This window comes from Rhizobium sp. KNZ2-6A (assembly GCF_056755475.1).
The window spans coordinates 1-11,723 of the sequence record NZ_JBNDIC010000091.1 but is presented as its reverse complement, the minus strand read 5'-3'; the positions used below and the strand labels follow the sequence as shown (position 1 = coordinate 11,723).

Annotated in this window: 14 protein-coding genes and 1 pseudogene; 6 read left to right on the top strand and 9 right to left on the bottom strand. The window is 57.4% G+C overall.

The annotated features are described in order from the left end of the window. The 3 genes from ACPYOP_RS31950 to ACPYOP_RS31940 form a co-directional block, all read left to right on the top strand. On the top strand, positions 1–868 hold an 868-nt coding region (locus ACPYOP_RS31950), incomplete at its 5' end, for a hypothetical protein (RefSeq protein WP_481414221.1). 28 nt (positions 869–896) lie between these two features. After that, positions 897–1,412, top strand: a complete 516-nt coding sequence (locus ACPYOP_RS31945) for a hypothetical protein (protein ID WP_481414220.1) — start codon at positions 897–899, stop codon at positions 1,410–1,412. Positions 1,413–1,619: 207 nt separating this feature from the next. After that, complete coding sequence (locus ACPYOP_RS31940; protein WP_481414219.1) at positions 1,620–2,534, top strand: DMT family transporter; 915 nt, start codon at positions 1,620–1,622, stop codon at positions 2,532–2,534. Between the two features lie 279 nt (positions 2,535–2,813). Here ACPYOP_RS31940 and ACPYOP_RS31935 read toward each other — a convergent pair whose 3' ends face one another. From ACPYOP_RS31935 to ACPYOP_RS31910, 6 genes are all read right to left on the bottom strand, one after another. Continuing rightward, positions 2,814–2,948: a hypothetical protein gene (locus ACPYOP_RS31935; RefSeq protein ID WP_481414218.1), complete on the bottom strand. Its 135-nt coding sequence runs from the start codon at positions 2,946–2,948 to the stop codon at positions 2,814–2,816. 35 nt (positions 2,949–2,983) lie between these two features. Continuing rightward, on the bottom strand, positions 2,984–3,190 hold the full coding sequence (locus ACPYOP_RS31930) for a ribbon-helix-helix domain-containing protein (RefSeq protein ID WP_481414217.1): 207 nt from the start codon (positions 3,188–3,190) through the stop codon (positions 2,984–2,986). A gap of 176 nt (positions 3,191–3,366) precedes the next feature. Then, positions 3,367–4,587, bottom strand: coding sequence for an ATP-binding protein (locus ACPYOP_RS31925; protein WP_112339471.1), 1,221 nt, complete (start codon positions 4,585–4,587; stop codon positions 3,367–3,369). Between the two features lie 306 nt (positions 4,588–4,893). Beyond that, positions 4,894–5,172, bottom strand: a complete 279-nt coding sequence (locus ACPYOP_RS31920) for an HU family DNA-binding protein (RefSeq protein ID WP_112401277.1) — start codon at positions 5,170–5,172, stop codon at positions 4,894–4,896. Positions 5,173–5,514: 342 nt separating this feature from the next. Next, the gene (locus ACPYOP_RS31915) at positions 5,515–5,895 is read right to left on the bottom strand and encodes a WGR domain-containing protein (RefSeq protein WP_481414224.1); all 381 of its coding nucleotides are present in this window, start codon (positions 5,893–5,895) and stop codon (positions 5,515–5,517) included. A 208-nt stretch (positions 5,896–6,103) separates the two neighbouring features. Continuing rightward, the gene (locus tag ACPYOP_RS31910; protein ID WP_481414216.1) at positions 6,104–7,228 is read right to left on the bottom strand and encodes a hypothetical protein; all 1,125 of its coding nucleotides are present in this window, start codon (positions 7,226–7,228) and stop codon (positions 6,104–6,106) included. A gap of 122 nt (positions 7,229–7,350) precedes the next feature. Between ACPYOP_RS31910 and ACPYOP_RS31905 the strand changes: the two genes are divergently transcribed. Next, complete coding sequence (locus ACPYOP_RS31905) at positions 7,351–7,584, top strand: helix-turn-helix domain-containing protein (protein ID WP_481414215.1); 234 nt, start codon at positions 7,351–7,353, stop codon at positions 7,582–7,584. A 317-nt stretch (positions 7,585–7,901) separates the two neighbouring features. Continuing rightward, positions 7,902–8,174: a hypothetical protein gene (locus ACPYOP_RS31900; RefSeq protein WP_481414223.1), complete on the top strand. Its 273-nt coding sequence runs from the start codon at positions 7,902–7,904 to the stop codon at positions 8,172–8,174. An 84-nt stretch (positions 8,175–8,258) separates the two neighbouring features. Here the strand turns inward: ACPYOP_RS31900 and ACPYOP_RS31895 are convergent. The 3 genes and pseudogenes from ACPYOP_RS31895 to ACPYOP_RS31885 all read right to left on the bottom strand — a co-directional run. Next, positions 8,259–9,379 (bottom strand): annotated as a pseudogene (locus ACPYOP_RS31895) (type IV secretory system conjugative DNA transfer family protein); the annotation flags it as partial. Between the two features lie 147 nt (positions 9,380–9,526). After that, positions 9,527–9,706: a hypothetical protein gene (locus ACPYOP_RS31890; protein ID WP_481414214.1), complete on the bottom strand. Its 180-nt coding sequence runs from the start codon at positions 9,704–9,706 to the stop codon at positions 9,527–9,529. A gap of 20 nt (positions 9,707–9,726) precedes the next feature. Then, positions 9,727–10,023: a helix-turn-helix domain-containing protein gene (locus ACPYOP_RS31885; protein WP_481414213.1), complete on the bottom strand. Its 297-nt coding sequence runs from the start codon at positions 10,021–10,023 to the stop codon at positions 9,727–9,729. A 525-nt stretch (positions 10,024–10,548) separates the two neighbouring features. Between ACPYOP_RS31885 and ACPYOP_RS31880 the strand changes: the two genes are divergently transcribed. Continuing rightward, on the top strand, positions 10,549–11,723 hold a 1,175-nt coding region (locus ACPYOP_RS31880), incomplete at its 3' end, for an autotransporter-associated beta strand repeat-containing protein (RefSeq protein ID WP_481414222.1).

The window sequence follows — 11,723 nt, the reverse complement described above, 5'->3', positions numbered from 1 at the left end:
ACCACTGCTGCTACGCCTGGCGAACACTGCAGGAGCGGCCATGGAAGATCATGTCAATTGCCCGACGGCAATGGGCAAAAGGCTTCTGATCAATGACGGATGGTATTATTCGGACATCGAAAACCAGTCAACGGCATCCTCTTCCAATGTCGGCGTTGGCCTGACACCTTCCGGCTTGCCCGTTCCTTATGTCGGCCAGCCGGCCAAGGAGGAGGATCGCGGCGTGGCGAAGGCGACGCTCACGCCCGGCAAACTCACGCTGGCAAATCAGGCGCAGGACCTCTCCGGTCTGAATGCCGATCTCTCGAAGGCCAATGCGCAGGTTGAGAAATACGATATCGACCGCCTGAAAGCCAAGCAGGAAAGCGCGGCGGCGTTCTCCGAACTCATGAACATGGCCGTCGGTGAAATATCCTCGCGGCTTGGCTTTGCCGAAGGCAGCGCCGAGAAAGTGGCTATGCATGCCGCGGTCGGCGCGTTGACGGCTACGCTTGCTGGCGGCGATGCCGGCAGAGGTGCACTTGCGGGTGGCGCGCAGGAACTCATCGGGGCCGTGATCAATAAAGCCCTGATGGACAATCCCAATATGACGCAGGAAGAGCGCAATGCGCTCGGCCAATGGGCCGCTGTCGTGGTTGGAAGCATTGTCGGCGGCGAAGCGGGAGCTGCAACCGCGCTGGACGCGGAAACGTTCAATCGTCAGCTTCATATCAAGGAAGCACAACTCATCGCCTCCAATGCCGCGCAATATGCCGTTGAACGCGGCTATTGTGTCAATACCGGCACCTGCGACCCGTCGAAGATCGATATGGCGATCTCCGAGTTGGTCACGCAGGCTGTCAAGCAGAGCGTATATCTGGGTTGTTGACTGGGATGAGCATTTCAATCTTGATTACTTGAAGAATATTGAAGCGTTGTGCCAAGATAATAATTTGATGTGCTATCTTCCTGCCGGAAAATCCGTGGAGACGTACCGAGTCGAAATTATTCATAGGTATCGTAATGGCATTCCGACGCTCACGCCTGATCTGTTTCCCCGTTATCAGGATGGTAAAACTGCCAAAGTTGTCACTACAGATTTGTTGCGGAAGGAATTTTTCTTAGAGGACAGAGGTCAATATGCCGTCCTGTCCAAAGAGATGGAAGCGGAGCTTTCTTTCAACGTGCCGATGCGGGAAGAACTGGTTCAGCTTCGGATGCGGCTGTCTTCGAAGCTACCTAAGTTCTACGTGAACTACGATCGTCAGATATTCATGCATATGGTGCGTGGTCGATCTTATGAAACGGCCGTTCTCGATGGTTGGTGGGGTGCTGAAGGCGATTTTGAGCACATGGTTCCAGTATCGCATCGCTATTGGGTGCGTAACAGTGATGAAGACTTCTGGGCTATTACAAATTTTTCAAATAGGTAAGGCGCGGTTTCGAATTCACGATGCCTTGCCAGATCGACAATCCCGCACCTACCGGCGAAGGAGAACATGATCGCCGCCGGAACTCGTCAGACAGTGACAAAACCATCACTTTCGGACGCCCGGAATCTATCGCGTGCAACCCGTCGCGAAAATCCCTATTGTGCGACCGTCGCGGGTTTCGGGGAGTTATGCGACCGTGGGGGGCTGATGGAATCGAAGACTGGGCGTATCCAATCAACAATAATGCTTTCTATCGGCATGGCCGTTTCAGGGACGGCAGGGCTTTTTTCGGTCCTGTCTGGCCAGCCAACTTTCAACGTCGTGTTTTTCCGCTGCCTGCTTGGTGCCCTTGCGCTCATCGGATGGGTATCGTTACGAGGTCAATGGAAAAGCTTCTTCGAGATCGACCGTAAGACGTGGCCGCTCGTTCTCCTGAGCGGCCTGTGCCTCGTACTGAACTGGCTCGCGCTGTTCGAGGCGTTCCACAGAACTTCCATCGGGTTCGCTACGATCGTCTACCATCTTCAACCCTTCTGGATCGTACTCGCCGGCAGTCTGCTCCTTGGCGAGACGCTATCCCGGCACAAGATCGGGTGGATTTGCCTTGCGTTCCTGGGGCTTGTCCTGACCATCCTGCCGAAGCTCGGGGACATTCAGACCGATCAAAATTGGCTAACCGGGGTTGGACTTGCGCTTATTGCTTCGCTTTTCTATGCCGCGACAACCCTGACGACACGCGCGGTCAAGGGCCTGACGCCCGATGTTCTAAGTGCGGTTCATTGCTTGATCGGATGCGCCGCCTTCTTGCCATTCCTCAATATGGGTTCCCTTGAAGGCGGTAGCGTTGGCATGTGGGGCTGGCTAGTCGGCCTTGGGGTCATTCATACCGGCATCGTCTATGTTCTGCTGTACTCGGCATATCCCAAGGTGCCGATCGCGGGCATTGCTGCCGCCGCGTTCCTGAATCCTGCTGCTGCTTTGCTGTCAGACTTTTTCGTGTTTGGCCGTTCAATCACAGCAATGCAAGGCGTCGGCCTCGGCCTCATCCTTCTCGCCGGTCTTGGGGTCAATTTGGGATGGTACTTTCTGTCCAGAAAGTACCCTGTGGTGCAGAAATCCTGACTCTCGAACAGGGAGCGCAGCGGCCCGGATCTCCGGTTCGCGAAGTGAACGCGGTAGGGACGCCCATCACTGAGCGCCCCCCGCACAGATCCGTACGTGCGGAATTCCCGCATACGGCTCCTACTTCCGGTGTTTGGCGGCGAACCGATCGCCGGGCCGAGGATGACGGATGAGCGGTTTTGGGAGCCAGTCGTCAGCCAGCTTCTTCATCCGCACCCATGTCATCGTATCCTTTTGGCTGCGTCGCCGGAGCGATCGCCTCCACAGATCAGTGTGTGATTAGGCATGGAATACAACGCCGATTGACACCAGGAATACGGCGATAGTGACCACTGTGATGGCAAATCGACCAAAAATGCCAGCTTTGAACCTGCCGATTTCTAACAGCACCCGATCGCTCGGCTCATTCATCATGAAGGTACTCCAAAGCAAGACGTGTCAAACGGGCACTACGCAAGGTCGTCTCCTTTCAAGGAATCAAGCATCCACGGCGTGCGTTTCGTGAGCGTCCCGCCCTCCGGGATATAGTCCCGAAGTATGATATCGATAGCAGAAACCACCGTTTCCGAACGGTTTTGATTCAGCCGTTTGCAAGCCTCATCGAGCTTTTCAAGCTCTTCCTCTGATAGGCGGAATGATATGACTTTCTTGCTCATGAGTTATTGTTACGAGCAAACGATAAACAAATCCGTTACAACGTAATACGCTATCCCAATAAAGTTGGTGGTGTCGGAAGCAATATAGAACCGGGTAACCGCTTACCTTGTAGCCGGCCGATGCGCGCCGGCAGTGGAACCTGGGGTGGGGAACTCGCCATCCCTTGAACAGGTCATCACCGCCACAAACAGGAAAGCGGAGCAGCGGCAAGCCGTTCGCCGAAGGGAACGACATCGGTGTTGTCATAAAGGACGATGCCATACGCGAACTTTTTTCCGCACGCTTCCGCCAAGGTCTTCAATCCTCCAAAGTCGCTGGCCTTGACGGTGGCACTCGCTTTCACTTCGATCCCGACGATTGTCCCATCGTCGCGCTCGAGCACGACATCGACCTCTCGCATCTGCTGATCGCGGAAGTGATACGGGGTAAGCCGCAAGTCCGACCCTGTCACGAGTTTCAGGATCTCGGAGAATACGAAGCTCTCCAAGAGCGCGCCAAATGCGCTGCGATCCGTCTTCACCCGGTCAAAGGTCAGCCCTCGGGCGGCAGCGAGCACGCCGGAATCGACAAAATGCAGTTTCGGGGTTTTGGCGATCCGCTTCAACGCATTGGTGTACCAGGGCTGCACGGTGGTGATCAGGAATACCTGTTCGAGCAGGCCGACATATCGTTGTCCCGTCTTGTGGCTGACGTTGATGCTCGATCCGAACTGCGAATAGTTGACCAATTGCCCGGAATGCTCGGCAAGCAAACGCACGAACTTCGGGAGCTCTGTCAGCTTTTCGACAACGGCGATGTCCCGCAGGTCGCGCGTCAGAACCGATGTCAGATAGGATCGCGCCCAATCCTGGCGCCGCCGTTCGCTTTCTCTGGCAATCGCCTCCGGAAACCCGCCGAGAAGGACGAGCCTCAAGAGATCATCTGCGACGATCCCGTTCCGGTCGCTGTGCAGTTTTCCTTCGAACAGGCGGTCCAAAAATGTCGAGGTCGTGCCTTCGACTTCTGCGCGGGCGAGCGGCAACATTCGAATGGTTTCCATGCGGCCGGCCAGGCTGTCGGCGACACGGGGCAATGTCAGCACATTGGCGGAACCCGTGAGCAAGAACCGGCCGGGACGATAGTCCTCGTCCACCGTCTTTTTGATGGCCAGTAACAGCTCGGGCGCGCGCTGGATTTCGTCGATGATCGCCCGGTCAAGTCCGCGGATGAAGCCGGCAGGATCAGACTTTGCGGAGCTAAGGACCGTCTGGTCGTCGAGCGTGATGTAGCTGCGGCCCGCCCCCTCCATCTTCCGCACCAGCGTGGTCTTGCCCGCGCGGCGTGGCCCGACGATCAGAACCACTGGCGTATCCGAAAGGGCTTCGTCTGCCCGGCGTTCCACAAATCGTTTGTACATGCGCGTTCCGATTTCCTGAAAATTGGAACTATCAAGCATGATAATTGGAAGTCAATCATTTGTTGATTGGAGCTGAGCGGAATGAATTTGGGGAGCCGTCAGCCGCTCGAGCCCGCACTTCAGGCTGTCGGTCGGTAGGCGGTCGTCCGTCTCGGTGACGATAGGAGAGGGAGAGAGGGGCCGGGAATGGTTGGTCTGACGAAGCTTCGACAGCGCCCGACGATCACGCGCGCCAGGCAAAATATCGAGCGTGGAAAAACGAACACCTGGTCCCCGGGGACCGAGTGTTCGCGTCCTTAAACCGCGTTATTTGTTCAATGCGTCCTTAAGTGCCTTGGCCGGCGTAAACGCTAGCTTCTTGGCCGCCGCGACTTTAATGGTCGCGCCGGTCGCCGGATTGCGCGCTTCGCGCTCCGGCGTTGCCTTCACCTTGAACTTGCCAAATCCAGGCAGCGACGTTTCATTGCCGGCAATCGCGGCTTGAGTGATCGAGGCGATCACCGCTTCGACGATTGCCTTTCCTTGTGCCTTCGTCAGGCTGTGTTCACCCGCGATCTTGTCGGCGATTTCGTTCGTGGTGGTCATCCTATGTCTCCGCATCATTGTTGATGCGGAAACCCTGACAGCGGAATGAACTGCTGTCATCGACGCGATGCCGCATGGAAATTCGAAAAGCAGGGATTTCCACAGCTTCCAATTGACCATAGCCTTCTTACGGCGCCGCAAACCTGCTTTTGCGGCCGCACAAGCCATCTATGCCACACGAGGAGGTGGTTGTCTGCTCAGTTCGCCCAAGGATGCCATGGCGGCATGCCGTCTCGACCGTGCGCGTCGACGAGGTCATCGAGCTGCTGCGGGACGCCAATCCTCCCTGCCAAGGGTGCGTTCTGCTACCAGGTGAGCCGTCTGCGGGGATTGACCGGCGTGTCAGGCTCTAAGCTTTGATTCGCAGTCCTTCTTCCCCTCGATCGGTCGGATGATCGTGTCAGACACGGATTTGGGGCGATAGCCACGCAACCGTTTCTGGCGCAAGAGCTGGAGGAAGAGTCCGACGGCCTCCTCTTCGCACTTGAAATGATGCACCAGCCTTTGACCGCCAGCGCCAATGCGTCCCCACCGACGGATGAGACATGCGTCTCCAAACAGCGTCGGCTCGATCGACATGGAATAGTAGCGGGCCATGTTCTTCGTGGCGTCCGTGCGTTCGATGTATAGCTGATAAGGCTGCGCGATCATGGTGGGAGAATCGCCGATTGCCGATTGCCCGTCCAACGAGACATTTGAATCAGTCGGCCGCAATCGATTCATGACGGTGATGCGTTGTAGAATAGGACTGTTCGGGCGAGCCTCCCGCGGCGGACGGTGCTGTGAGCTGCCGCTCACGGGGCCCGCACGCTGTCCCAGCCCATGCGGGTGACGCCCAGTCGAGGTACCCAATATCACTGGCATGATATTTATCGTCCATTCGGTCCTAGCGTGTCTGGGGGCGGCCTGCGCCGAGCTCGTCAAAGCGTGATCACAACAACACCCGCAGCGCCTTTCGCACCTTGCGCGAGAGCTCGTCGAGTGTTGTCATAATTCTGTTCATCTGGGAGAGCTTCGACGGGAGCTCTGGGGCATACCTGATGACATGATACTCGTTGCTTGCCGAGAGCATTACCAGGTGTGCCACTGTACGCTTGCGCAGCACAAGGCCAGCTTCGGTCGCTATCCGCGTCCGCTCATCGAGATTATGCCGAAAGCCGCGGATCGTTGCGAGATCCGCGCCTTTGGCGAGCAGGAATGCATTCAGATAGAGCTCCATCGCATGAAGCGCCAGAAGACGCGGCGGAAGATTGTTGGGCTTGGGAGAGCCCTCGCCAAGCTTCCTGGCAGCGTCTTGGTATTGGCTCGCCAAGGTTAGAATGCCCCGTGGCCCTGCTGCCTTGCCGGGATATGTAGGTCCATTGCCTGGTCTCGGCCGGCCCTTTTCCGTAATGAGAATGAGATCTTTCAGCATTCTCCGTAGTTCGGGCCACGGGGCATTCACAAGCTTCAGACTGGCATCGTGCATGACAATCAGGCAATGGAGCTTCGCGGTGACTTCGATCAGCGAGGAGGGCCGTGTGATCCACATGACGCGTCCGGATATCCCAGCCCGTTCCGCGAGTTCCTGTTCAAGAGCAACCGCCGCACTGTACCCTAAGCGCTGATCTGCTTGCTTCCATCGTTTTCGGCGCACACGAAGCTCGGCTCGTGCCTGAGATAGGTGTTTGGCATCCAGCTGAGCGGCCGTTCGATTGATGTCGGCGAAAGAGTGAACTTCGACGGTGCCTTCCGTTCCGTCATTCGGAAGTACCACGACCGGAAGCCCGCCGGCCTCTTCGAGCAACTGCTTCTCCAGCTTTTCTCTAAGACGGGTGGCCTTCACGCGCTGCTGGTGGCATGCATACCAGCGAGGCCACATTTCTCTGACCGGCGTAGGACCATGCTCCGTTCGCTGAGGGGTTTCCGCGATCAATGCGGTCAGCAGGCGCGCGGCGACGGAAAGAAGATTCCGGCGGTCGATATGTGGAGGTAGGTCTTCGCACGTGCCGTGCTCAGGTTTTTCTTTTCCACGCGAAATTGCAAGCAAAGTTCTGCTATTCTCAGAATCAGCCATGATCCGAGCTCCCTGAAGCTTGAATTGTGGTCAGGCCATGTAGGTTGTCGCAACCAACCTGCATGGCTGTCTAAAACCATCGCAGAGAGTTTGAATCATACAAAGATTATGTCAAGGTTATAATGTTGACTGCCGCTCAAATTCGAATGGCGCGGGCTGCTCTGAAGTGGGGCGTTCGCGATCTGGCAAGCCGGGCTAACATTACGGCGGCCACCGTAACTCGGATCGAAGCTGGTCGCCCGGGGTACGCCGCAACTTTGGAGGCGATACGCGCAGCGTTCGAGGCCGCAGGCCTCGTGTTTATTCCTGAAAATGGCGGCGGCGCCGGCGTCCGCTTTTCTAAGCCTAGAAATTGAATTGGCGCGGGTGGTGTCAGTAGCATTGACCCGGGCGTGAAGAGTCTTGGGCCTGCCGTTGTAATATAGCGCCGCGGTCCGCTGGTATGCGCGGTCTCTTCGACCGAAGGCAACGCTATTCGGATTGGGCCGTAGAGAGACGACATGTTATTGTCTGCTCCTGCAAGAAGCGCTCATCGAGCTTTTCCCAGGCTTCACGCTGCTCGGCAAGAGGCGTAAATGGAGATTATCGACCGCAAGTGCTTCGCGTCCTGCAAACCGCCGCAGGCATTGCCTTCGACAATGTGTGCTCGAAACAACATGACCGGACCAACATCATGATCGAGAGCGAGACACGACAAGCGGATTGGCGTCGGGCAAATCCAGCAAAATACGACGCGCATCTGGCGGTCCAGAGAGCCTTGAAGACCGGGCAGCTGGAAAAAGGTGTCTGCGAGGTCTGCGGCATCGAAGCAGTCGACGCCCATCACGACCAGTACGAAAACCCATTGCAAGTTCGTTGGCTCTGCCGGCGCCATCACACACGCCTTCACCATTATGGGGAAGACATGTTCCCCATAAGGTCGATTGCTGCGCACCGCGAAGCTTAGGAGGAGCGATTTACATCGTGAGGGTGGCTTATAGGAGCTCTTACGAACCTGCCCGTGAAGGGGCGCCGACCTGCGGGAGGCCGTTCACGCCGGATCGAACGTCCCGTCGAATTCCACATCGGCATAATAACGCAACTTCTTGACCCATGCCGGTCGCTGCCCTTGTCTCAGCACAATCATCTTGTCATCCGGCAGGCGCAGGATCTCATCGGCGTTGATGAGATCACGCGCCGAGATGTGTTCCGATGTGGAGTTCTTGCCCTCGCTCCACGACCGGGTGATGTACTGCGTGTCGGTTTTGCCGATCGAACGGGTGATCAGCTCAGCGGTCTCGCTATCATTGACCCCAAACACCTGGAGGACAGCGGCGTTCGACAGGAAGGTGACGGCGCGCTTGCCATAGGTGGCGCGCAGCTGATGGATGTCCTGGAGGATTGGCCAGAGCTGAACGCCATAGCCGGCCATCAGACCCATGGCGCGTTCAACGGGAGCGAGATGGCCGAGAGCAGCAAATTCGTCGAGCAGGTAGAGTATAGGCCGGGTAGGGTAGGCGGGATCACGCGCCATGTCGGTGAGGCTTTGGGTGACCAGCAACCGCAGCCATCTCGAATAGGTGGAAATCCGATCCGGCGGTAAGACCAGGAACACCGTCGCGTTATTGCGCTTAAGATCAGCGAAGCGGAAATCCGACCGGCCGAGCACGGCGGTCATGCGCGGACTGTCGAGGAAATGGGTGTGACGTTGGGCAGCCGAAAGCACGCCGGCCGCCTCCCGATCGGACTTTCCGAGATGTCGATTGGCGGCGCGGGCAATCAGACCGCCCGCCTCTTCCATCTCCTGCATGACGGCGAGCAGCGTGGCGAAGCGTTCTGGTGGAAACGTCAGATATTCGCGCAGCGTTGCAAGCTGTCGGCGCTCCGGAGATTCCCCAACGGCAATCGCGAGGATCAGCCCGGCAATGAGCGCCTTGGCCTCCTCGTTCCAATGCGCTTCCCCTGCCATGCCGGGTTCATCAAAGACGAGGGCGTCGGCAAGCGTGCTTGCGTCTTCGGCGACGTCGAGGCCAGTCGGATCGAGCGTATCGAGGGGATTGAAGGCGGCGGACCGTTGTCCCGCCACGCCGAATGGATCGAGGAAATGGACCGGCCCGAACTGCGCTCGAGTGCGTCGGTGACTTTGGCATTTTCACCCTTCGGATCGATGCAGCTTCAAGCAGACCCTGTGTCATACATCCGACGTAGCTCCTTCTGTTGGCAGTCGGAGACCTTTGGCTTCTTGCCTCGCAGCTTTCCTTTGGCGCGGGCGACGCCATGCCTTCGCGCGTTCGCGTCCTTACCAGATCCGCCTCAAATTCAGCAAAAGCGGCAAGGATATTGAAGAACGATGTACGCTTCATAGATCGGTTCGATTTCCGGACCGTGTGCAGCGCCTTCAATTGCGTTGGATCGAGTAACGCGCCGAACATTTTTGCGGCGTCGTTCCATTTCCTCGGCGGTGATGGCCGGGGCCTTTTCCTTGAGCGTAAGGGCCATGGCGTTTCTCCTCTTGTGGTTTAGGCGGCTGAAAGCGCTCGTTCAACGGCTTCCGGTTCCTTCTCGATGATGGTGAGAAGGATGCGGGATGGGGCATCGATGTTGGACCGGCCCTGTTCCCAATCGCGAACACGACCGAAGGAAAATCCGTACCGGGCAGCAAACGCCTTTTGGGAAAGTCCGGTTTTCTGACGGATGGCGCGAACGTCCACCTGTGGCGGGATATGAATACCATATTCGGCCTGATTGGCCTCGCCCTTGGCAAAAGCAAGAGCCTCCCGTGCGCCCTGCAAAATTCGTGATACTGCCTGGCTCATTTTCGACCCCTAAGTTTCTTCACCTGCTCACTGACGCTTTCCCTCCACACTTGAGGAAGGGCGGTCAGGATTTTGCGAAGTTCGTTTCGGTCTGCCTTCTAAAGGTTAGCCTGAGTGTCGTTGCTGTAGATATCGAGCAGGAACACCGGAATACAGAAGGCGTTGCTTTGTCGAGCAGCTTGAAACTCGGGACGGCCACGCGTTGCGCGCTCCAAAGAGCCAGAAGGCCGCTCCCCGATATCCAGAAGCCGGAACCCACCGCGGTTCATAGGCACGGCCAGCAGAAACCCGGGCATGGATACGCCGAATCACAGCGACGAATGGACCAGCGTAATCAGGCCAGCTATCTCGCTCCGCCGCGCCCGCTTCGTTGCAAGATTGCAACGAATGCTGGCGTTCAGCGCGTGCCGGGCGACACTCAGTCGCGAAGCAACGGCACCCCTATCAAATGGTAGTTGTCGGAGTGGCACTCTAAAGGCACCGAAAGCCCTCAATGTGTTCATCCTGAGGGGGACTATCTTGTTGATGCTTGGCAACCTGTGCAATACGGACAATTCTCGGCCGTTTTCGCGTTCGCGCAATCGGCGCGTCATGGCGGCCCTGCGTATGGCGCATCGGGTGCTGGGCATCAATCGCAAGAATCTTGGATTGGGGCAGCTCGGAGCAGGTGGCGGCGCAACATCCGCTGGAACACTCTTTCGCGGCCTGCATGTTGTGGCCGTCGGCTTCCTGGCAGCATTGGCGGTGCCCTCGATCGCCTCGGCCCAGGTGACATGGACTGGCAACGGAGGTGATGGCCTACTGGGAAATGTAAATAATTGGAATCCGAATACTCCGGTTACAGTGCCTAATGGGTATAATGCGACTTTCGGTGCGCTGCCTTCGGGCCGCACAACCGAACTTACCAACAACACATTGGGTATACGGTTACTGACGGCTACGTTCGTGGGCGGAGCGCCTGCGTATAACATTACGTCAACAGGGAATGGCGTCTTGCAATTTGGCACTCCAGGTGCTGGCTCGTTCCGCGACAACGTGATCAACAACCAAAGCGGTGTCACCCAGTCTTTTACGGTCGCTGCCGGCACCGGCATGCACGTATGGGGCAATGTGCTCGGGTCGAATACTTTCACGGTTAAAACCGGCGGTAGCTTCTTTTTCCCTGCAGGCGGCAATGCCAAAGATTCCAGCGTGGTGATGGAGGCAGGGAGCAGGGCCACTTTTCAGTCTGCTACGATCGCAGCGCCCAACACCGGCCTGACGTGGTTAGGCTCTCTTTCGGGAGCTGGTACCGTGTCACTTGAAACGAACACAGGTTATCCAGTCAATCAGATCCTGAGAGTAGGTGGGCTTGCCGCGGCGCAACCCATGACATTCAGCGGTGTTATCAGTGAAAATTTTGGTGCCAAAGGCTCGCTTGAAAAGGTTGGCACCGAAACCCTCACGCTGACCGGGGTAAACACCTATACGGGACCGACCACCATCACTGGCGGCAAGCTCGCCGTCGCCGGCGCGGGCAGGCTCGGGGTGAACAGCGACGTCACGGTGAACGCGACGGGCGCGAACACCGGGCTGGACATCAGCGGCGCGACCAATAACCAGACCATCGGTTCGCTGACCACCGTGGCGGGCAGCACGGTCAATATCGGTGCCAAGAACCTGACCTTCGGCGATGAGCAGAACACCACGATCGCCGGCGC

Bases quoted from the DNA above. Each gene is read 5' to 3' on its own strand.
- ACPYOP_RS31940 (WP_481414219.1), top strand. From the start codon at position 1,620: ATGGAATCGAAGACTGGGCGTATCCAATCAACAATAATGCTTTCTATC.
- ACPYOP_RS31935 (WP_481414218.1), bottom strand. From the start codon at position 2,948: ATGATGAATGAGCCGAGCGATCGGGTGCTGTTAGAAATCGGCAGGTTC.
- ACPYOP_RS31930 (WP_481414217.1), bottom strand. From the start codon at position 3,190: ATGAGCAAGAAAGTCATATCATTCCGCCTATCAGAGGAAGAGCTTGAA.
- ACPYOP_RS31925 (WP_112339471.1), bottom strand. From the start codon at position 4,587: ATGTACAAACGATTTGTGGAACGCCGGGCAGACGAAGCCCTTTCGGAT.
- ACPYOP_RS31920 (WP_112401277.1), bottom strand. From the start codon at position 5,172: ATGACCACCACGAACGAAATCGCCGACAAGATCGCGGGTGAACACAGC.
- ACPYOP_RS31915 (WP_481414224.1), bottom strand. From the start codon at position 5,895: ATGAATCGATTGCGGCCGACTGATTCAAATGTCTCGTTGGACGGGCAA.
- ACPYOP_RS31910 (WP_481414216.1), bottom strand. From the start codon at position 7,228: ATGGCTGATTCTGAGAATAGCAGAACTTTGCTTGCAATTTCGCGTGGA.
- ACPYOP_RS31905 (WP_481414215.1), top strand. From the start codon at position 7,351: ATGTTGACTGCCGCTCAAATTCGAATGGCGCGGGCTGCTCTGAAGTGG.
- ACPYOP_RS31900 (WP_481414223.1), top strand. From the start codon at position 7,902: ATGATCGAGAGCGAGACACGACAAGCGGATTGGCGTCGGGCAAATCCA.
- ACPYOP_RS31890 (WP_481414214.1), bottom strand. From the start codon at position 9,706: ATGGCCCTTACGCTCAAGGAAAAGGCCCCGGCCATCACCGCCGAGGAA.
- ACPYOP_RS31885 (WP_481414213.1), bottom strand. From the start codon at position 10,023: ATGAGCCAGGCAGTATCACGAATTTTGCAGGGCGCACGGGAGGCTCTT.